Consider the following 18,544-nt stretch of genomic DNA (forward strand, 5'->3'; position numbering starts at 1 on the left):
TGGACGCGCCCCGTCCCGGGCCGCCGGGGGTCAGGGGGCACCCCCCCCTGGGCGGGGGGGCCCCGCCCCTAAACCGCCGGCCCAGGTCCGCGACCCTGGCCCGCTCCCCGCCAGGGGCCGCCTCACCCAGCGCCGAAGCCGCGCGCAGCGCACCCGCGCCCGGCAGCTGCCCCCGGCGCGGGGCGGGCAGCGGCACGTCCCGACGCTGCTGTTGCTGGTGGCGTGCCGGGACCGCGTCACCCCCCTGGCTTCCCGCCGCCCCGGCCACGGCGATCTGCACCCCCTGGTCGGCCAGGGCCTGGAGTTCGGTGGCGGCACGGTCGTCGTGCGCGGGCGGCTCGTCGGTGACCAGGCGGGTGATGAGGTCCGTGGGCACGGTCTGGAACATGGTGTCGGTGCCGAGCTTGGTGTGGTCGGCGAGGACGACGACCTCGGCGGCCGCCTGCACCAGCGCCCGGTCCACGGACGCCGACAGCATGTTGGACGTGGACAGCCCGCGCTCTGCGGTCAGTCCGCTCCCGGAGAGGAAGGCCCGCGACACTCTGAGCCCCTGGAGGGACTGCTCGGCGCCGCTTCCGACGAGGGCGTAGTTGGAACCGCGCAGGGTGCCGCCGGTCATCACGACCTCGACCCGGTTTGCATGGGCCAATGCCTGGGCCACCAGAAGGGAATTGGTGACGACGGTCAGTCCGGGCACCCGGGCGAGCCGGCGGGCCAGCTCCTGTGTCGTGGTTCCCGCCCCGACCACAATGGCCTCGCCTTCTTCGACGAAGTTGGCGGCGAGGTCCGCGATGGCGGTTTTTTCGGCGGTCGCGAGATGGGATTTCTGCGGAAAGCCGGACTCTCGCGTGAACCCGCCCGGCAATACCGCACCGCCATGCCGGCGGTCGAGGAGTCCTTCTGCCTCCAGTGCGCGCACGTCCCGCCGCACGGTCACTTCGGAGGTCTGGACGACGCGGGCGAGTTCACGGAGCGACACGGCCCCGTTCGCTCGCACCATTTCGAGGATCAATTGACGACGTTCTGCAGCGAACACGAAACTGACAGTAACGCGGACGACCGTCTGCTTTCAGCTCTTTGCGCCGAATAGTAGAAGTTGTTCGCACAGGGGGACGGGAGGTGGTATAGGGCCCACTTCCGAAAATGACGCGCCGTCAACTCGTCCGCGACACGTCGTCAACCGGCCGTCAACTCCCCGCGCCCGGCGGGGAGTCGAAACCGTCCCGCGCCGGGCCGTCAGGCCTCGCCCGCCGCCTTGCGCGTGTGCAGCTGTCGCGCGACCTCCGCGATCGACCCCGAAAGGGACGGGTACACGGTGAACGCGTTCGCGATCTGTTCGACCGTCAGATTGTTGTCGACGGCGATCGAGATGGGGTGGATCAGTTCCGAGGCGCGCGGCGACACGACCACACCGCCGACGACGATGCCCGTGCCGGGCCGGCAGAAGATCTTGACGAAGCCGTCCCGGATGCCCTGCATCTTGGCGCGCGGGTTGCGCAGCAGCGGCAGCTTGACGACGCGCGCGTCGATCTTGCCGCCGTCGACGTCGGCCTGGCTGTAGCCGACGGTGGCGATCTCGGGGTCGGTGAAGACGTTGGAGGAGACGGTCTTCAGGTTGAGCGGGGCCACCGCGTCGCCGAGGAAGTGGTACATGGCGATCCGGCCCTGCATGGCGGCGACGGAGGCCAGGGCGAAGACGCCCGTCACGTCACCGGCCGCGTAGACGCCGGGGGCGGTGGTGCGGGAGACCTTGTCGGTCCAGATGTGGCCGGACTCGCGGACCCGCACGCCCGCCTCCTCCAGCCCCATGCCCTCGCTGTTGGGGATGGCGCCGACCGCCATCAGACAGTGCGAGCCGGAGATGACCCGGCCGTCGGACAGCGTCACCTCGACCCGGTCGCCGACCCGCTTGGCGGACTCGGCGCGCGAGCGGGCCATGACGTTCATGCCGCGGCGGCGGAAGACGTCCTCCAGGACGGCGGCGGCGTCCGGGTCCTCGCCGGGCAGCACGCGGTCGCGGGAGGAGACCAGGGTGACCTTGGAGCCGAGGGCCTGGTAGGCGCCGGCGAACTCCGCGCCGGTCACACCGGAGCCGACCACGATGAGCTCCTCGGGGAGCTCGGCGAGGTCGTAGACCTGGGTCCAGTTCAGGATGCGCTCGCCGTCGGGCTGGGCGTCCGGCAGCTCGCGCGGGTGGGCGCCGGTGGCGAGCAGGACGGCGTCGGCGACGAGGGTCTCCTCGGTGCCGTCCGCGGCCGTGACGACGACCTTGCGAGAGCCGTCCAGGGCCTGCATGCCCTCCAGCCGGCCGCGGCCGCGCAGCACGCGGGCGCCCGCCCGGGTGACGGAGGCGGTGATGTCGTGCGACTGGGCGAGCGCGAGGCGCTTCACCCGCCGGTTGACCTTGCCGAGGTCGACCCCGACGACCCGGGCCGCCTGCTCCAGCGCGGGGGTGTCGTCGGCGACGATGATGCCCAGTTCCTCGTACGACGAGTCGAAGGTGGTCATCACCTCTGCCGTGGCGATCAGGGTCTTCGACGGCACGCAGTCGGTCAGCACCGACGCTCCGCCCAGACCGTCGCAGTCGACGACGGTCACCTCCGCGCCGAGCTGCGCGGCCACCAGGGCCGCCTCATAGCCGCCGGGTCCGCCACCGATGATCACGATCCGAGTCACGTACTCCATTCTCCCGCACGGCCGACGGTGACACCGCCCCGGGGGCGGGGCGAGGCCGCACTGTTACGGGAGTGACGCGCGCGGGCTGCCGTACTCTCCTCTACATGTCGCTCTACGCCGCGTACGCCGGCAACCTCGACGCGCGGCTGATGACCCGCCGTGCTCCCCACTCGCCGCTGCGCGCCACCGGCTGGCTGAACGGCTGGCGGCTGACCTTCGGCGGGGAGCAGCTGGGCTGGGAGGGCGCGCTGGCCATGGTCGTGGAGGACCCCGCCGCGCAGGTCTTCGTCGCGCTGTACGACGTCGCCCCCATGGACGAGGACTCCCTGGACCGCTGGGAGGGCGTCGGCCTCGGCATCTACCGGCGCGCCCGGGTCCAGGTCCACACGCTGGACGGGACGGAGTCCGCGTGGATGTACGTCCTCGACGGCTACGAGGGCGGCCTCCCGTCGGCCCGCTACCTCGGCGAGATCGCCGACGCGGCGGAATCCGCGGGCGCGCCACACGATTACGTGATGGAGCTGCGGAAACGACCCTGCTGAAAGGGTCTGCTCCATAGACTCGAGGCATCTGCGTACCAACGGGAGAGCGCATGTCGCGGGCTGCCTACGAAGTCTTTTGCACGGTGCAGGCCGCCGAGGCCCGCGACCGGCTCGACGACCGGCAGCGCACCGCGTTCGACAAGGGCATCGCCCTGTTGGCCCGAGACCCGTTCCCTTCCGTGTCACGGCCCATAGGGTCCACCGGCGACGACCGCACGATCCGCCTCACCCAGAACGTCCTCGTGGAGTACACGGTCAGCCGCGGTCGCCTGCTGATCTTCATCGTCGAGGTCTTCAGCGACGAGGACATCCTGATCACGGACGCCTGACCGTCCTCCGATCGCGCTCCCCTCGTTGGAAACGACAAGACAACGATCGCCTTCCGGTGGGCTCTGTCATCTACGCGCGTAGGCCCGAACCGGCTACCCTCAGTCGCGTGAACGCATCTCTTCTCCCGGACGACATCCAGGGCGACCCCCACGCCGCCGCCGACGCCGCGGCCGCGCGCCTGCGCGAACTGACCGGCGCCGAGACCCACGACGTCGCCCTCGTGATGGGCTCCGGCTGGGCGCCGGCCGTGGACGCCCTCGGCGCTCCCGACGCCGAGTTCGAGGTCACCGAGCTGCCCGGTTTCCCGCCGCCCGCGGTCGAGGGGCACGGGGGCAAGGTCCGCTCGTACAAGATCGGCGAGAAGCGGGCGCTGGTCTTCCTGGGCCGCACCCACTACTACGAGGGCCGCGGCGTCGCCGCCGTCGCCCACGGCGTCCGTACGGCGGTGGCGGCCGGCTGCAAGACGATCGTGCTGACCAACGGCTGCGGCGGCCTGCGCGAGGGCATGCGCCCCGGCCAGCCGGTGCTGATCAGCGACCACATCAACCTCACGGCGACGTCCCCCGTCGTCGGCGCGAACTTCGTCGACCTGACGGACCTGTACTCGCCGCGGCTGCGCGCGCTCTGCAAGGAGATCGACGACTCGCTGGAGGAGGGCGTCTACGCCCAGTTCCCCGGCCCGCACTACGAGACGCCCGCCGAGATCCGGATGGCCCGTGTCATCGGGGCGGACCTGGTGGGCATGTCCACGGTGCTGGAGGCGATCGCCGCGCGTGAGGCCGGCGCCGAGGTGCTGGGCATCTCCCTCGTCACCAACCTCGCCGCCGGTATGACGGGTGAGCCGCTGAACCACGAGGAAGTACTTCAGGCGGGGCGCGACTCGGCGACCCGGATGGGGTCGCTGCTCACCCAGGTGCTGGGACGGCTGTAGGCGACCCACCAGGGGGCGCCGCCTCCTGGACGCCCGCTCCTGAAAAACCACGTCTACCGGAGGTTGACCCCCGTGCACGACGATCTCCTCGCCCGAGCCGGCGCCTGGCTCGCGGAGGATCCCGATCCCGAGACCCGCGCCGAGCTGGCGAAGCTCATCGAGGCCGGGGACGTGGGTGAGCTCGCCGTGCGGTTCGGCGGCACGCTGCAGTTCGGCACCGCCGGGCTGCGGGGCGAGCTGGGCGCCGGGCCGATGCGGATGAACCGTTCCGTCGTCATCCGGGCGGCCGCCGGTCTCGCCGCGTACCTCGACGCCGAGGGGCAGCGCGGCGGGCTCGTCGTGATCGGCTACGACGCCCGTCACAAGTCCGCCGACTTCGCCCGCGACACCGCCGCCGTGATGACGGGCGCGGGGCTGCGGGCCGCCGTGCTCCCACGCCCGCTGCCGACCCCCGTCCTGGCGTACGCCATAAGGCATCTCGGCGCGGTCGCCGGGGTCGAGGTCACCGCCAGCCACAACCCGCCCCGCGACAACGGCTACAAGGTCTACCTGGGCGACGGTTCGCAGATCGTGCCGCCCGCCGACGCCGAGATCGCGGCCGAGATCGACGCGATCGTCTCCCTGGCCGACGTGCCCCGCCCAAAGACCGGCTGGGAGATCCTCGACGACGCCGTCCTCGACGCCTATCTGGCCCGCACCGACGCCGTCCTCGCCCAGGGCTCCCCCCGCACCGCCCGGACCGTCTACACGGCGATGCACGGCGTCGGCAAGGACGTCCTGCTCGCCGCCTTCGCCCGCGCGGGCTTCCCGGCGCCGGTCCTCGTCGCCGAGCAGGCCGAGCCCGACCCGGACTTCCCGACCGTCTCCTTCCCCAACCCGGAGGAGCCGGGGGCCATGGAGCTGGCCTTCGCGACGGCCCGCGAGACCCGCCCCGACCTGATCATCGCCAACGACCCGGACGCCGACCGCTGCGCCGTGGCCGTCCCGGACGGCGAGGACTGGCGGATGCTGCGGGGCGACGAGGTCGGCTCGCTGCTCGCCGCCCATCTCGTGCGGCGCGGGGCCACCGGCGTCCTCGCCGAGTCGATCGTCTCCTCCTCGCTCCTCGGCCGGATCGCCGAGAAGGCCGGGCTGCCCTACGAGGAGACCCTCACCGGCTTCAAGTGGATCGCCCGCGTGGACGGCCTGCGCTACGGCTACGAGGAGGCCCTCGGCTACTGCGTGGACCCCGAGGGCGTCCGCGACAAGGACGGCATCACCGCCGCGCTGCTCGTCACGGAGCTGGCCTCCGAGCTGAAGGAGACGGGCCGCACCCTCCTCGACCTGCTCGACGACCTCGCCGTGGAGCACGGGCTGCACGCCACCGACCAGCTCTCGGTGCGGGTGGAGGACCTGTCGGTCATCGCCGACGCCATGCGCCGGCTGCGCGAGCGTCCGCCCGGCTCCCTCGCGGGGCTCGCCGTCACGCGCGCCGAGGACCTCACCCAGGGCACCGACACGCTCCCGCCCACCGACGGCCTGCGCTACACCCTCGACGGCGCCCGGGTCATCGTCCGGCCCAGCGGTACCGAGCCGAAGCTGAAGTGCTACCTGGAGGTGGTCGTCCCCGTGGCCGAGCACTCCGCTCTGCCGGAGGCCCGCGCCACCGCCGACGTCCTGCTCGCGGCGATCAAGCGGGACCTGTCGGCGGCCGCGGGCATCTGAGCAGGTCTCCTGCGCCTGGGGTGCCCTGCTCGGCGCGGAGCAACGCGCACTGCTCCCAGACGCGGGGTCCGGCACGCACAGGTCGGCCCGAAGGCGCCGTCACTTTCCTGCGGTCTGATCCAAACGACCGGCCCAGCCGCGCCGGGCTCCCCGCACGGGAGACCCGGCGCCCGCACCTCGCGAGCCGTCACGCCATCGCGAGCCGTCACGCCATGAGGAACACCGCCGCCGCGCCGACCGCGCCGATGACGACCCCGAGCGGCCACAGCACCCGCCCGCGCTGCCGCTCGTCCCCCACGCCGACCGGCCGCAGCGCCGGGTCCCGCCACATCGCGGTGATCTCGGCGGCCGTCCGCTCGTACGGGTGCGGCCTGCCGAGCCTGCGCTCCAGCCACCGCCAGCGCGGCGAGGCCACCGTCCACTCGTCGAAGGATGCCCTGCGGCTGTCGATCCGCAGCTGGAAACCCTCGCACCTGACGACCCGGAGGTGGTCCCAGGCGATGTGCCGGGTCTCCCGGAAGCCGTTGAACCACAGGCCCTCGCGGTCGGCGGTGATCCGCCAGGCGAGCCGGCGCGGCAGCAGCAGGGCCGCGAGCAGGGTCAGCGCGAGGCCGTAGACGAGCCCCCACCAACCGGACTCCCAGACGGTCACGGCATACAGCACCCCCACCACGGCGGCGAACCGGTCGGCCCACCCCGCACGCCACCGCCGGACCTCCACCGGAGCCCCCGGGCCGGCCTCCTCCGCGACGGCCGTGGCGGCGGCCCGGCGCAACGCCTCGTCATGCGCCTCGTGACCGGCCCTGCTCTTCTCCTCCCGGACCCTCCGCCGGATCGCGCCCGCCGTCATCGGCCGCACGGGCCCCACGGACGCCTCCACCACGGGCGGCTCACCGGCCTCGTCCGAGGCGGCGACGAACACGATCTCGGCGCCGTCGTAGGGGACGCCGTACATCACGCCCTCCCGCAACGGCCCGGCGAGCCCGGCGTCGAGCCGCTCGATCAGTTCCCGAAGCTCGTCGTCGTCATCGTCGTCGTCACCGTCCTCGTCCTCGCCCTCGTCGTCCTCGTCGTCGTCCGCCGAGTCGTCGAGCTCGGAGGTGGCGACCGTGAACAGGGGGCGCAGGGCGGCGATGTCGTCGGCGGCGAAGACCTCGGTGTCGACGTCGCTGTTCTCGCGCAGCAGCACGCGCAGCACCGGGACGGGCGCCCCGCGCAGGGCGAGCGCCCGGCGGCGGCCCAGGGCCCCGGAGACCAGCAGGGTGAGGCCGAGCCCGGCGAGGCCCCACGCGGCCCCCGGGGTCGCCTGCCGGTCGTCGGCACCGCCCCAGAGGTCGGCACTCGCGTAGAGCACCCCGCCGGCGACGACCGTGACGAGCCCGGACCACAGCAGGAACGTGCCGCGTTCCGCCCGTCCGAACATGGCCCCGGACACCACCGCGGTCACGCCACCGGCGGCCGCGAGGCCCTCCGCCCGCTGCCGCCTGCGCGCGACGAGCCGCAGCCAGACGGTCGCCCAGACGCCCACGAACACGGCCGCGAGGCCCAGCCGCAGGCCCCGGTGCAGGTCGCCGAGCGCCAGCACCACGACGAGGGCGGCGGGCGCGAGGACCGCGGCCGCCTCGGGCCGCAGCACCAGCCACACGAGGTGCAGGGCGAGCAGGGCCGCGCCCCACGCGGGCAGCGCGGCGTTCGCGCTCAGCAGACCGGCGCCGGGCACGGCCAGCAGCGACAGCGCCGCGGAGACCGAGAACCGCGCCCGCACGGGCACCCAGGCCGGGGGCAGCGCCCGCGTCCAACGCCCCGCCCGCTCACCGTCCCAGGACGGGCAGCCGTCCGGTATCGCCGAACCGGGCAGCCGCAGCACCCCACCGGAATTCGTACTCATCGCTCCCCCCACGCACATACCCCGGCAGGAAGGCCGGCACGGCGACCGGGGCGAGCGCCGATGATGACGGACGAACCTGTGGCCGGGGAAGCCCCCGCCCGATCATGCCCCGTTCGCCCTGTGGACCGACCCACTACCCCACGGCCAGCAGGATCCCCAGCACCACGGCACCGGCCACCGCCGGTCCGAGGATCTCCCAGGCCCAGCGCACGGTCACCTCGCCCTGGGCGCTCTCGTCCTTCTCGTGCGCCTCCCACAGCTTCCGGAGCTCGTCCATGACCCGGTCGGTCTCGGCCCGCGCGGGCCCGTCCGACCCGGCACGGCCGGCGCGCGACCGTCCGCCGCCGCCGAATCCGCCGAGCGCGCCGAACCCGTCGCCGCTCCGGGAGGCGGTCCGGCCGTCGCGCTGTGCGGCCTGCTCGGCCCGCGCGCGGGTCTCCTGGCGGGTCGCGCGCTTCCGCGCCCGCAGCGAGACGGGGACGGACCACAGCTGGAACTTCTTGCCCGACGCGGCGACGACCTCGTTGGAGTAGCCGGACCGCAGTGAGGCGACCTGCCCCCAGGGCAGCACGATCACCCGGAACGGATTGCGCACCCGCAGCCGGTCCTCGCCCGCGTACACCGCGGGCCGCAGGGTGAAGGCGACGGTCAGCGGCACGGCCAGGATCAGCGCCGCCAGCGCCAGCCAGGGCGTGCGTCCCTCGCCCGCGACGATCGCGTCGATGCCCAGCCAGCCGACCAGCCCCAGCAGCAGCACGCCACCGGCGATGCCCGCGGGCGACCGGTAGATCCGGTCCTTGGTCTCGACCGGCTCCGAGGGCCGTCGCGCTGGTTCCTGCTCTTCCGGGCTCGTCATGGCCCCGATTCTGCCCGACGGCCGCGGCCCGCTCCCACGCGGAGCCCGCGCGCGCGTCGACCTCCCGCGGCGCCTCCCGCGGTACCCCCTGAACGACTTCCGGGGGTGTACACCCGCTACGCGCGTAGATATGCTCGTCTGGTGACCATGCCCACCAATGCACCTGCACCCACGGCAGCACAGGCACTCACGGACGTGACCTCGTCCGACACCTCGCTGCGCCGCTTCCTCCACGGGCTGCCCGGCGTCGACACGGTCGGCCTGGAGGCGCGCGCCGCCGCGCTCGGCACCCGTTCCATCAAGACGACCGCGAAGGCGTACGCCATCGACCTCGCCATCTCGATGGTCGATCTGACGACGCTGGAAGGCGCGGACACCCCGGGCAAGGTCCGGGCGCTCGGCGCGAAGGCGGTCCGCCCCGACCCGACCGACCGGACGACCCCCAGCACGGCCGCGGTCTGCGTCTATCCCGACATGGTGGCCGTCGCCAAGGAGGCCGTCGCGGGCTCCGGCGTCAAGGTCGCCTCGGTCGCCACCGCCTTCCCGGCCGGCCGTGCCGCCCTCCCCGTGAAGCTGGCCGACGTGCGCGACGCGGTCGCCGCCGGCGCGGACGAGATCGACATGGTCATCGACCGCGGGGCGTTCCTCGCGGGCAGGTACATGAAGGTGTACGACGAGATCGTCGCCGTGAAGGAGGCCTCCGGGGCGGCCCGCCTCAAGGTCATCTTCGAGACGGGCGAGCTGTCGACGTACGACAACATCCGACGGGCGAGCTGGCTCGGCATGCTGGCCGGGGCGGACTTCATCAAGACCTCCACCGGCAAGGTCGCCGTCAACGCCACCCCCGCCAACACCCTGCTCATGCTGGAGGCCGTACGCGACTTCCGGCGGCAGACCGGCGTCCAGGTCGGGGTGAAGCCCGCCGGCGGCATCCGCACCACCAAGGACGCGATCAAGTTCCTCGTCCTGGTGAACGAGACCGCGGGCGAGGACTGGCTGGACAACCACTGGTTCCGCTTCGGCGCCTCCTCGCTGCTGAACGACCTGCTGATGCAGCGTCAGAAGCTGGCCACCGGCCGCTACTCCGGCCCCGACTACGTGACGGTGGACTGATCACCATGGCTTCGGTATTCGAATACGCACCGGCGCCCGAGTCCCGCTCGGTCGTCGACATCGCCCCCTCCTACGGCCTGTTCATCGACGGCGAGTTCGTCGAGGCGGCCGACGGCAAGGTCTTCAAGACGGTCAGCCCCAGCACGGAGGAAGTGCTGTCGGAGATCGCCCAGGCCGGCGCCGAGGACGTGGACCGCGCGGTGAAGGCCGCCCGCAAGGCCTTCGAGAAGTGGTCCGAGCTGCCGGGCTCCGAGCGCGCGAAGTACCTCTTCCGCATCGCCCGCATCATCCAGGAGCGCAGCCGCGAGCTCGCCGTCCTCGAGACCCTGGACAACGGCAAGCCGATCAAGGAGACGCGCGACGCCGACCTCCCCCTGGTCGCCGCGCACTTCTTCTACTACGCGGGCTGGGCCGACAAGCTCGACCACGCCGGTTTCGGCGCCTCGCCGAAACCGCTGGGCGTCGCGGGCCAGGTCATCCCCTGGAACTTCCCGCTGCTGATGCTGGCGTGGAAGATCGCCCCGGCGCTCGCCACCGGCAACACGGTCGTGCTCAAGCCCGCCGAGACGACCCCTCTGTCGGCGCTGTTCTTCGCGGACGTCTGCCGTCAGGCGGGCCTGCCCAAGGGCGTCGTCAACATCCTCCCCGGCTACGGCGACACGGGTGCCGCGCTGGTCGCGCACCCGGACGTCGACAAGGTCGCCTTCACCGGCTCCACGGCAGTCGGCAAGGAGATCGCGCGCACGGTCGCGGGCAGCCGCAAGAAGCTCACCCTCGAACTGGGCGGCAAGGGCGCCAACATCGTCTTCGACGACGCGCCGATCGACCAGGCGGTGGAGGGGATCGTCAACGGGATCTTCTTCAACCAGGGGCAGGTCTGCTGCGCGGGCTCCCGGCTCCTCGTCCAGGAGTCGATCCAGGACGAGCTGCTGGACTCGCTGAAGCGCAGGCTGTCGACGCTCCGCCTCGGCGACCCGCTCGACAAGAACACGGACATCGGCGCGATCAACTCCGAGGAGCAGCTCTCCCGGATCACCTCGCTCGTCGAGCAGGGCGAGGCGGAGGGCGCCGAGCGCTGGTCGCCGGCCTGCGAACTGCCCACCGCCGGTTACTGGTTCGCGCCGACGCTGTTCACCAACGTCACCCAGGCCCACAAGGTCGCCCGCGACGAGATCTTCGGCCCGGTCCTGTCGGTCCTCACCTTCCGCACGCCGGACGAGGCGGTGGCCAAGGCCAACAACACGCCGTACGGCCTGTCGGCGGGCATCTGGACGGAGAAGGGCTCGCGCATCCTCGCGGTCGCGAACAAGCTGCGTGCCGGTGTCGTCTGGTCCAACACGTTCAACAAGTTCGACCCGACGTCGCCGTTCGGCGGTTACAAGGAGTCGGGCTTCGGCCGCGAGGGCGGCCGTCACGGCCTGGAGGCGTACCTCGATGTCTGATCGCTTGACTGTGCTGAAGACCTACAAGCTGTACGTCGGGGGCAAGTTCCCGCGTTCCGAGAGCGGCCGGGTGTACGAGGTGACGGACTCGAAGGGCAAGTGGCTGGCCAACGCGCCGCAGTCCTCCCGCAAGGACGCCCGTGACGCGGTCGTCGCCGCCCGCAAGGCGTTCGGCGGCTGGGCCGGGGCCACGGCGTACAACCGCGGCCAGGTCCTCTACCGCGTCGCGGAGATGCTGGAGGGCCGCCGGGACCAGTTCACCCGTGAGGTCGCCGACGCCGAGGGCCTGTCGAAGTCCAAGGCCGCTCTGCAGGTGGACGCGACGATCGACCGCTGGGTCTGGTACGCGGGCTGGACCGACAAGATCGCCCAGGTCGTGGGCGGCGGAAACCCGGTCGCGGGCCCGTACTTCAACCTCTCCTCCCCCGAGCCCACGGGCGTGGTCGCGGTCCTGGCCCCCCAGGAGTCGTCGTTCCTGGGCCTGGTGAGCGTCCTCGCCCCGGTGATCGCCACGGGCAACACGGCGATCGTGATCGCGAGCGAGAAGTCCCCGCTGCCCGCGCTCTCCCTCGCCGAGGTGCTGGCCACCTCCGACGTCCCCGGCGGAGTCGTCAACGTCCTCTCCGGCCGTACGGCGGAGATCGCGACGTCCCTGGCCGCGCACCAGGACGTCAACGCGATCGACCTGGCCGGCGCCGACGAGGCGCTGGCCAAGGAGCTGGAGATCGCGGCGGCCGACAACCTGAAGCGCGTCCTTCGTCCACAGCCTGTGGACGACTGGTCGGCGACTCCGGGCACGGACCGCATGACGGCCTTCCTGGAGACGAAGACGGTCTGGCACCCGACGGGCTCGCTGGGCGCGTCGGGCTCGGCGTACTAGGGCCTGTCCGGCCCCGAGTCGCGGAAGCCGCGTCGTCCCTCCGTCCGGGGGCGACGCGGCTTCCGTCCATGAAAAAGCAGTCAGCCGCCCAGCAGCTTCGTCGCCTCGCCCAGTACCGGGATCGAGCCGATCGACTGCGCCTGCGCCACCGGCCCGGTCAGCATCTGGGAGGTGATCGGCCGGAAGTCGGCGAGCTGGGTGCCGACGCCGTTGTCGAGGGGGTCGACGCCGGTGCCCGCGAGGGGGTTGGGCTTCAGACCGGAGACCGCGCCGGTGACGTACGTCAGGGAGCCGAGCGCGCCCTGCACGCCCGCCTGCGGGTCGATCTGCCCGATCGACGTGGGGCGCGTCCGCATCACGTCGAGGACGGGCTCTCCGGTGGCCGCGGCGGCACTGCCGGCGCCCGCCCCCAGCGCCACTGAGGCGGTCGCGAGGGCGGCGAGGGCGCGCCGGCCGGTGGAGGTCTCGGGGGAGTCGTGTCGGGCCATCGCGATGCCGCCTTCTGGTGCGCAAGGTGATCGGGTCGACACGAAGGGTAGTTGAGGTGTGACGCGCGCATCAAAGCCGACCCGCGGGGTCGTTGACGGGCGGGGGCATGCCCCACACTGGTGTCCCGTGACCTCCCAACCGCCCATACCGACGCGAGTCGTGCTGCTCTGCGGCCCTTCCGGCTCCGGCAAGTCCCTGCTCGCCGCCCGCTCCGGCCTCCCGGTGCTGCGGCTCGACGACTTCTACAAAGAGGGCGACGACCCGACGCTGCCGCAGGTCGCCGGGAGTTCCGACATCGACTGGGACCACCCCGACTCGTGGGACGCGGACACGGCCGTCGCCGCGATCGTGGAGCTGTGCGGCACGGGCCGGACGAACGTTCCCGTGTACGACATCTCGCTCAGCGCCCGCACCGGCGAGGAGGCGGTCGACATCGGGCGGACCCCGCTGTTCATCGCGGAGGGCATCTTCGCCGCCGAGATCGTCAACCGCTGCCGGGAGCTGGGCGTCCTGGCCGACGCGCTGTGTCTGAGCCGCGGCCCGGTGAAGACCTTCCGCCGCCGTTTCCTGCGCGATCTGAAGGAGGGCCGCAAGTCGGTGTCCTTCCTGCTGCGCCGGGGCTGGCGGCTGATGCGCGCCGAACGCTCCATCGTGGCCCGCCAGACCGCGCTCGGCGCGTACGCCTGCGACCGTGACGAGGCGATGGGCCGGCTGGCCGCCGCGGCGGCGGGCCGACAGACCTCGACGGCACGCACGGCCGCGTAAGCGCTCCGCCGGAAGCGCCGCGCTGTGCCGTCGACCGTCTGCGACACCGTCGCGGCTGGTCGCGCGGTTCCCCACGCCCCTTCAGGGCGCTGCCGAACCGCAGCGGATTTCGCCCGACCTGCTCAGGACGTGCTCAGGACCTGCTCAGGGCAGGTCCCGGGTACAAAAAAAGCGGGACTGGACGGACCCCCCGGCCCTCCAGTCCCGCTCCCCCGTGCTCCCCCGTGCTCCCCCGTGTCCCCCCGGGTGGTGCTTCCCCTGTACTGCGCGGTACCGCTCCCCTGACGTCCCCCGTCGGGCCCCCGGATACCGCCCCCCTGTTTTCCCCTATTTTCCCCTGTTTCCCCCGTTCACCTTCAGGCGACAAGCTCCCCGAAGGCGTCTTCCTCGTCACGGCCGAAGCTGAGGACCTCGTCCTCGCGCAGCCGGCGGAGCGACCGCCAGATGCTGGACTTCACCGTGCCGACACTGATGTCGAGGATCTCCGCGATCTCCGGGTCGGTGCGGCCCTCGTAGTAGCGCAGGACCAGCATCGTCCGCTGGAGTTCGGGCAGCCGGGCCAGCGCCTGCCACAGGACCGCGCGCAGTTCGGTGCCGCGCATCGCGTCCGTGTCGCCGGGCGTCTCCGGCAGCTCCTCGGTCGGGTACTCGTTCAGCTTGCGGCGGCGCCACGCGCTGATGTGCAGGTTCGTCATGGTGCGGCGGAGGTATCCGCCGACCGCGGCCTTGTCACTGATCCGGTCCCACGCCCGGTACGTCGAGAACAGCGCGCTCTGCAGCAGGTCCTCGGCCTCGAAGCGGTCACCGGTGAGGTGATAGGCGGTTGCGTACAGGGAGGCGCGGCGCTCCTGGACGTAGGCGGTGAACTCCGCCTCCGTCAGCGAGCGACGCTCCCCCGTGTCCTCCCCGTACGCGGCTCCCCCGGCAGTGCCCACAGCGGCGACCGCCGCGGGCTGTTCCCCCGTGCGAGCGTCAACCACCGTCATGTACCCGGTGTGCTGACGCCCGGCGCCGCGAGCGCACCCCCGCCCGCTCACGGCACCGGACTTCTCGGAACCCCGGTTCACGTCGTGCAGGCGCGTGATCACTGCGCTGGTGCTCATACCGTGCAGCGTGTTCATCTCGCGCCCCCCGTCGTGGACTTGCCGGTGTTCGGTCTCTTGCCCCGTGACCAAAAGATTGCCCGGGCCACTTCATCGCCGTGTCCGCCGACTGTCACAGACCTGTCACAGGGGCCTGTCATCGTGGGACCACAGATCGTTCACAGCCGTCGGCAGTACGTCCGTCGACTTGGTCCTCGCAGGTCACCGTGGGACGCTGCCGGGATGACTCTCGGCATGGCGATTCCCGGCATGGTGCTGTTCGACTCCCGCCTCCGCGCTTCGACGCGGACGCGGTAGCGGCCACCCTTCCTCCCGACCTCACACGCCCCGCCCGCAGCGGCGTCCGGCGCCGGTCGGGCCTGCTCGATCCGTGCGCGCCGCTCCTCCTCGTCCTTCGTCGAAGTGCCCTTCGTGTCCTGGCATTCACAACCACGAGGAGTACGCACGTGGAGTCCCACCCCGCCCCGGCCACACCCGAGAACGTCGTCGACGCCGACGACCGGATGCGCACCGCCACCGCCCACCGCCTCGCCCGCGAGGGCACGTCCCTGCTGTGGCGGGGCGACTTCCAGGGCGCCCGCCAGTTGCTGCGGGCGATGGACCGCCGGATCGGCGGCGGTCCCGCCTCCCCCGACCCCGCGGAGGCCTACCGCCGCCACCGGCGCTCCCGGGCCCACCGCGCCCGCGTCCTGGACCGGCTGCTGGTCGAACTGACCGCCGAGCACACGGTCGCCCTGCGCCGGGCCCCCGACGTCCGAGAGGCCTGCGACGCGGCCTACGGACCACCCGCCGACCCGCGCCTGGTCCCGCTGCGGGAGCTGCTGGGGGTGATCGGCGCCCACCAGTGGCGGCTGAAGGGCGTCGAGGTCCCGGCGCTGGGCGCCCGCATCCACCCCCACTACGGCGTCTTCGCGCCGACCAGGAGCGAGTACGTCGACCTCGTGGCGCAGGCTCCCCTGCCGCCGGTGGTCCTGCGGAATCCCGCTGTGGCCACGGCGTTCGACCTGGGCACCGGTACCGGCGTCCTCGCGGCGGTGCTGGCCCGCCGGGGCGTCGGCCGGGTCGTCGGCACGGACGCCGGTCCGCGCGCGCTGGCCTGCGCCACGGACAACGCCCGCCGGCTGGGCCTGGACGGACGGATCGAGGTGACCGGCCCGTGTCTGTATCCGGATCGCGGCGGCCGGGCCGAACTCGTCGTCTGCAATCCCCCGTGGCTGCCCGGGCGGCCGACGTCGGAGATCGAACTGGGGGTCTACGACGAGGAAGGCAGGATGCTGCGAGGGTTCCTGGGAGGTCTCGTGGAGCACCTGCGGCCGGGCGGCGAGGGCTGGCTGGTGCTGTCGGACCTGGCCGAGCAGCTCGGTCTGCGGACCCGTGACGAACTGCTCGGGCTCGTCGAAACCGCAGGTCTGCGGGTTGCGGGTCGGATCGATGTACGACCCAGGCACACGCGTTCGAAAGACGTCTCCGACCCCTTGTTCGCGGCCCGTGCCGCGCAAACCACCTCCCTCTGGCGCCTGAGCCCTGCCCCATAGGTCGAACGACAGGCCCCTCATGGGCCAGAATGAGCCCGTGCCTTCCCTGTTGCTGATCGAGGACGACGACGCCATCCGTACGGCCCTGGAGCTCTCACTGACGCGCCAGGGGCACCGGGTGGCGACCGCTGCGAGCGGTGAGGACGGTCTGAAGCTGCTGCGCGAGCAACGGCCGGATCTGATCGTGCTGGACGTCATGCTGCCCGGCATCGACGGTTTCGAGGTGTGCCGGCGCATCCGGCGCACCGACCAGCTGCCGATCATTCTCCTCACCGCCCGCAGCGATGACATCGACGTGGTCGTCGGGCTGGAGTCCGGCGCCGACGACTACGTCGTCAAACCTGTGCAGGGGCGGGTGCTGGACGCCCGCATCCGGGCCGTGCTGCGGCGCGGCGAGCGCGAGTCGAACGACTCGGCGAGCTTCGGCAGCCTCGTCATCGACCGTGCCGCGATGACGGTGACGAAGAACGGCGAGGATCTCCAGCTGACCCCGACCGAGCTGCGGCTGCTGCTCGAACTGAGCCGGCGGCCGGGGCAGGCGCTGTCCCGGCAGCAGTTGCTGCGGCTGGTGTGGGAGCACGACTACCTGGGCGACTCGCGGCTGGTGGACGCGTGCGTCCAGCGGCTGCGGGCCAAGGTGGAGGACGTTCCGTCGTCCCCGGTGCTGATCCGTACCGTGCGTGGTGTGGGCTACCGCCTGGACGCCCCTCAGTGACGGAGGCCGGAGGGGGGCTCCGCGGCTGGTCCGCGGTGCGCAAGGGAAGACTGTCGGGGCTGCGGCTCACCAGCCTGCGGCTGCGGCTCGTGGTCGTGTTCGGGGCGGTGGCGCTGACGGCCGCCGTGTCCGCGTCCGGCATCGCGTACTGGCTCAACCGCGAGGCGGTGCTCACCCGTACCCAGGGCGCGGTGCTGCGGGACTTCGAGCAGGAGATGCAGAACCGGGCGGGTTCGCTGCCCGAGCATCCCTCGCAGGACGAGCTCCAGCACACCGCCGGGCAGATGGCCAACAGCAGCCAGCGCTTCAGCGTGCTGCTGGTGGGCTCGGACTCGACCGGCATGACCGTGTACGGCAACTCGGGCGGGCTGAACGGGTTCTCGCTGGACGACGTGCCCAAGTCGCTGCGGACGGCCGTCAACAAGGAGCAGGACGTCACCGGCGGCAACAAGTCGCCCTACCACCTGTACTGGCAGCGGGTCGTGGACCACGGGACGCCGTATCTGGTGGCCGGGACGAAGGTGATCGGGGGCGGGCCGACCGGGTACATGCGCAAGTCGCTGGAGCCGGAGGCCAAGGACCTCAACTCGCTGGCCTGGTCGCTGGGGATCGCCACCGCCCTCGCGCTGATCGGCGCCGCGCTGCTCGCGCAGGCCGCCGCCACGACCGTCCTGAAGCCGGTGCACCGGCTGGGGGTCGCGGCGCGGCGGCTCGGCGAGGGGAAGCTCGACACCCGGCTGCGGGTCTCCGGGACCGACGAACTCGCCGATCTGTCACGGACGTTCAACCGGACGGCCGAGGCGCTGGAGAAGCGGGTCGACGACATGGCCGCCCGCGACAACGCCTCGCGCCGGTTCGTCGCCGACATGTCGCACGAGCTGCGCACCCCGCTCACCGCCATCACCACCGTCGCGGAGGTGCTGGAGGAGGAGCTGGACGCCGAGTCGGGCAGCATCGACCCGATGATCGAGCCCGCGGTGCGGCTCGTGGTGAGCGAGACGCGCCGGCTGAACGACCTCGTCGAGAACCTGATGGAGGTCACCCGCTTCGACGCGGGCACCGCGCGGCTGGTCCTGGACGACGTCGACGTCGCCGACCAGATCACCCACTGCATGGACGCGCGCGCCTGGCTGGACTCGGTCGACCTGGACGCCGCGCGCGGCATCCACGCCCTGCTCGACCCGCGCCGGCTCGACGTCATCCTCGCCAACCTGATCGGCAACGCCCTCAAGCACGGCGGGGCGCCGGTACGGGTGTCGGTGTCCGAGGCGGACGACTCGGTCGTCATCGCCGTGCGCGACCACGGGCCCGGCATCCCCGAGGAGGTGCTGCCGCACGTCTTCGACCGGTTCTACAAGGCGAGCGCCTCCCGGCCGCGCTCCGAGGGCAGCGGGCTCGGCCTGTCCATCGCCGTGGAGAACGCCCACATCCACGGCGGCGAGATCACCGCCGCCAACTCCCCGGAGGGCGGCGCGGTGTTCACCCTGCGGCTGCCCCGGGACGCCTCCGAGCTGGCGGAACAGAGCGGCGAGCAGGGCAGGACGGCCGTGCCGGACAAGGGGGACGCATCGTGAC

General features: G+C 72.3%; 16 protein-coding genes and 1 pseudogene. 11 read left to right on the plus strand and 6 right to left on the minus strand.

The genetic code is table 11. From position 1 onward, the window contains the following. Positions 1–73: 73 nt before the first annotated feature. Both AB0J04_RS26365 and AB0J04_RS26370 read right to left on the minus strand, forming a co-directional pair. A pseudogene (locus AB0J04_RS26365) lies at positions 74–1,000 on the minus strand (DeoR/GlpR family DNA-binding transcription regulator); the annotation flags it as partial. A 236-nt stretch (positions 1,001–1,236) separates the two neighbouring features. Next, the gene (locus tag AB0J04_RS26370) at positions 1,237–2,685 is read right to left on the minus strand and encodes an NAD(P)H-quinone dehydrogenase (RefSeq protein ID WP_363171025.1); all 1,449 of its coding nucleotides are present in this window, start codon (positions 2,683–2,685) and stop codon (positions 1,237–1,239) included. Positions 2,686–2,780: 95 nt separating this feature from the next. On the opposite strand from AB0J04_RS26370, the gene AB0J04_RS26375 reads away from it, so the two are divergent. From AB0J04_RS26375 to AB0J04_RS26390, 4 genes are all read left to right on the plus strand, one after another. Beyond that, positions 2,781–3,218: a gamma-glutamylcyclotransferase gene (locus tag AB0J04_RS26375; protein WP_351908833.1), complete on the plus strand. Its 438-nt coding sequence runs from the start codon at positions 2,781–2,783 to the stop codon at positions 3,216–3,218. Between the two features lie 50 nt (positions 3,219–3,268). Next, positions 3,269–3,547 carry a hypothetical protein gene (locus AB0J04_RS26380; protein WP_363171026.1) on the plus strand — a complete coding sequence of 93 codons (279 nt, stop codon included), beginning with the start codon at positions 3,269–3,271 and terminating at the stop codon, positions 3,545–3,547. 107 nt (positions 3,548–3,654) lie between these two features. After that, entirely contained in the window at positions 3,655–4,479 is an 825-nt protein-coding gene (locus tag AB0J04_RS26385) for a purine-nucleoside phosphorylase (RefSeq protein WP_363171027.1), read from the plus strand. A gap of 72 nt (positions 4,480–4,551) precedes the next feature. Then, complete coding sequence (locus tag AB0J04_RS26390) at positions 4,552–6,183, plus strand: phospho-sugar mutase (RefSeq protein ID WP_363171028.1); 1,632 nt, start codon at positions 4,552–4,554, stop codon at positions 6,181–6,183. A 205-nt stretch (positions 6,184–6,388) separates the two neighbouring features. On the opposite strand, the gene AB0J04_RS26395 is transcribed toward AB0J04_RS26390, so the two are convergent. Both AB0J04_RS26395 and AB0J04_RS26400 read right to left on the minus strand, forming a co-directional pair. Beyond that, positions 6,389–8,071, minus strand: a complete 1,683-nt coding sequence (locus AB0J04_RS26395) for a hypothetical protein (protein WP_363171029.1) — start codon at positions 8,069–8,071, stop codon at positions 6,389–6,391. A 133-nt stretch (positions 8,072–8,204) separates the two neighbouring features. Then, on the minus strand, positions 8,205–8,927 hold the full coding sequence (locus AB0J04_RS26400; protein WP_363171030.1) for a PH domain-containing protein: 723 nt from the start codon (positions 8,925–8,927) through the stop codon (positions 8,205–8,207). A gap of 147 nt (positions 8,928–9,074) precedes the next feature. Here AB0J04_RS26400 and deoC point away from each other — a divergent pair, with 147 nt between their 5' ends. Genes deoC through AB0J04_RS26415 form a run of 3 tightly spaced genes read left to right on the plus strand, consistent with a single transcriptional unit; the run spans position 9,075 to position 12,362 of the window. Beyond that, positions 9,075–10,040 carry a deoxyribose-phosphate aldolase gene (deoC, locus tag AB0J04_RS26405; RefSeq protein ID WP_363171063.1) on the plus strand — a complete coding sequence of 322 codons (966 nt, stop codon included), beginning with the start codon at positions 9,075–9,077 and terminating at the stop codon, positions 10,038–10,040. A 5-nt stretch (positions 10,041–10,045) separates the two neighbouring features. After that, positions 10,046–11,482, plus strand: coding sequence for an aldehyde dehydrogenase family protein (locus AB0J04_RS26410; protein ID WP_363171031.1), 1,437 nt, complete (start codon positions 10,046–10,048; stop codon positions 11,480–11,482). Then, entirely contained in the window at positions 11,475–12,362 is an 888-nt protein-coding gene (locus tag AB0J04_RS26415; RefSeq protein WP_363171032.1) for an aldehyde dehydrogenase family protein, read from the plus strand. The genes AB0J04_RS26410 and AB0J04_RS26415 overlap by 8 nt, the downstream gene beginning before the upstream one ends. Positions 12,363–12,442: 80 nt before the next feature. On the opposite strand, the gene AB0J04_RS26420 is transcribed toward AB0J04_RS26415, so the two are convergent. Then, positions 12,443–12,850, minus strand: a complete 408-nt coding sequence (locus AB0J04_RS26420; protein WP_363171033.1) for a hypothetical protein — start codon at positions 12,848–12,850, stop codon at positions 12,443–12,445. A 58-nt stretch (positions 12,851–12,908) separates the two neighbouring features. Between AB0J04_RS26420 and AB0J04_RS26425 the strand changes: the two genes are divergently transcribed. Further along, positions 12,909–13,616 (plus strand): uridine kinase, encoded by a 708-nt coding sequence (locus AB0J04_RS26425; RefSeq protein WP_363171034.1) that lies wholly within the window; start codon positions 12,909–12,911, stop codon positions 13,614–13,616. A gap of 356 nt (positions 13,617–13,972) precedes the next feature. Here AB0J04_RS26425 and AB0J04_RS26430 read toward each other — a convergent pair whose 3' ends face one another. Beyond that, positions 13,973–14,737 (minus strand): SigE family RNA polymerase sigma factor, encoded by a 765-nt coding sequence (locus AB0J04_RS26430; protein WP_363171035.1) that lies wholly within the window; start codon positions 14,735–14,737, stop codon positions 13,973–13,975. A gap of 485 nt (positions 14,738–15,222) precedes the next feature. Between AB0J04_RS26430 and AB0J04_RS26435 the strand changes: the two genes are divergently transcribed. The 3 genes from AB0J04_RS26435 to AB0J04_RS26445 are packed head-to-tail and all read left to right on the plus strand — an operon-like array spanning position 15,223 to position 18,543. After that, positions 15,223–16,254 carry a class I SAM-dependent methyltransferase gene (locus AB0J04_RS26435; protein ID WP_363171064.1) on the plus strand — a complete coding sequence of 344 codons (1,032 nt, stop codon included), beginning with the start codon at positions 15,223–15,225 and terminating at the stop codon, positions 16,252–16,254. A gap of 37 nt (positions 16,255–16,291) precedes the next feature. Beyond that, positions 16,292–16,969 carry a two-component system response regulator AfsQ1 gene (gene afsQ1, locus AB0J04_RS26440; RefSeq protein ID WP_351908791.1) on the plus strand — a complete coding sequence of 226 codons (678 nt, stop codon included), beginning with the start codon at positions 16,292–16,294 and terminating at the stop codon, positions 16,967–16,969. Then, complete coding sequence (locus tag AB0J04_RS26445; RefSeq protein WP_363171036.1) at positions 16,966–18,543, plus strand: HAMP domain-containing sensor histidine kinase; 1,578 nt, start codon at positions 16,966–16,968, stop codon at positions 18,541–18,543. The genes afsQ1 and AB0J04_RS26445 overlap by 4 nt, the downstream gene beginning before the upstream one ends. Position 18,544: the final 1 nt, after the last annotated feature.

Origin of the sequence: Streptomyces sp. NPDC050263, from assembly GCF_040655955.1 — a bacterium.
Taxonomy (GTDB): Bacteria; Actinomycetota; Actinomycetes; order Streptomycetales; family Streptomycetaceae; genus Streptomyces.

Bases quoted from the DNA above. Each gene is read 5' to 3' on its own strand.
- deoC (WP_363171063.1), top strand. From the start codon at position 9,075: ATGCCCACCAATGCACCTGCACCCACGGCAGCACAGGCACTCACGGAC.
- AB0J04_RS26415 (WP_363171032.1), top strand. From the start codon at position 11,475: ATGTCTGATCGCTTGACTGTGCTGAAGACCTACAAGCTGTACGTCGGG.
- AB0J04_RS26410 (WP_363171031.1), top strand. From the start codon at position 10,046: ATGGCTTCGGTATTCGAATACGCACCGGCGCCCGAGTCCCGCTCGGTC.
- AB0J04_RS26400 (WP_363171030.1), bottom strand. From the start codon at position 8,927: ATGACGAGCCCGGAAGAGCAGGAACCAGCGCGACGGCCCTCGGAGCCG.
- AB0J04_RS26380 (WP_363171026.1), top strand. From the start codon at position 3,269: ATGTCGCGGGCTGCCTACGAAGTCTTTTGCACGGTGCAGGCCGCCGAG.
- AB0J04_RS26420 (WP_363171033.1), bottom strand. From the start codon at position 12,850: ATGGCCCGACACGACTCCCCCGAGACCTCCACCGGCCGGCGCGCCCTC.
- AB0J04_RS26395 (WP_363171029.1), bottom strand. From the start codon at position 8,071: ATGAGTACGAATTCCGGTGGGGTGCTGCGGCTGCCCGGTTCGGCGATA.
- AB0J04_RS26430 (WP_363171035.1), bottom strand. From the start codon at position 14,737: ATGAACACGCTGCACGGTATGAGCACCAGCGCAGTGATCACGCGCCTG.
- AB0J04_RS26375 (WP_351908833.1), top strand. From the start codon at position 2,781: ATGTCGCTCTACGCCGCGTACGCCGGCAACCTCGACGCGCGGCTGATG.
- AB0J04_RS26435 (WP_363171064.1), top strand. From the start codon at position 15,223: ATGCGCACCGCCACCGCCCACCGCCTCGCCCGCGAGGGCACGTCCCTG.
- AB0J04_RS26370 (WP_363171025.1), bottom strand. From the start codon at position 2,685: ATGGAGTACGTGACTCGGATCGTGATCATCGGTGGCGGACCCGGCGGC.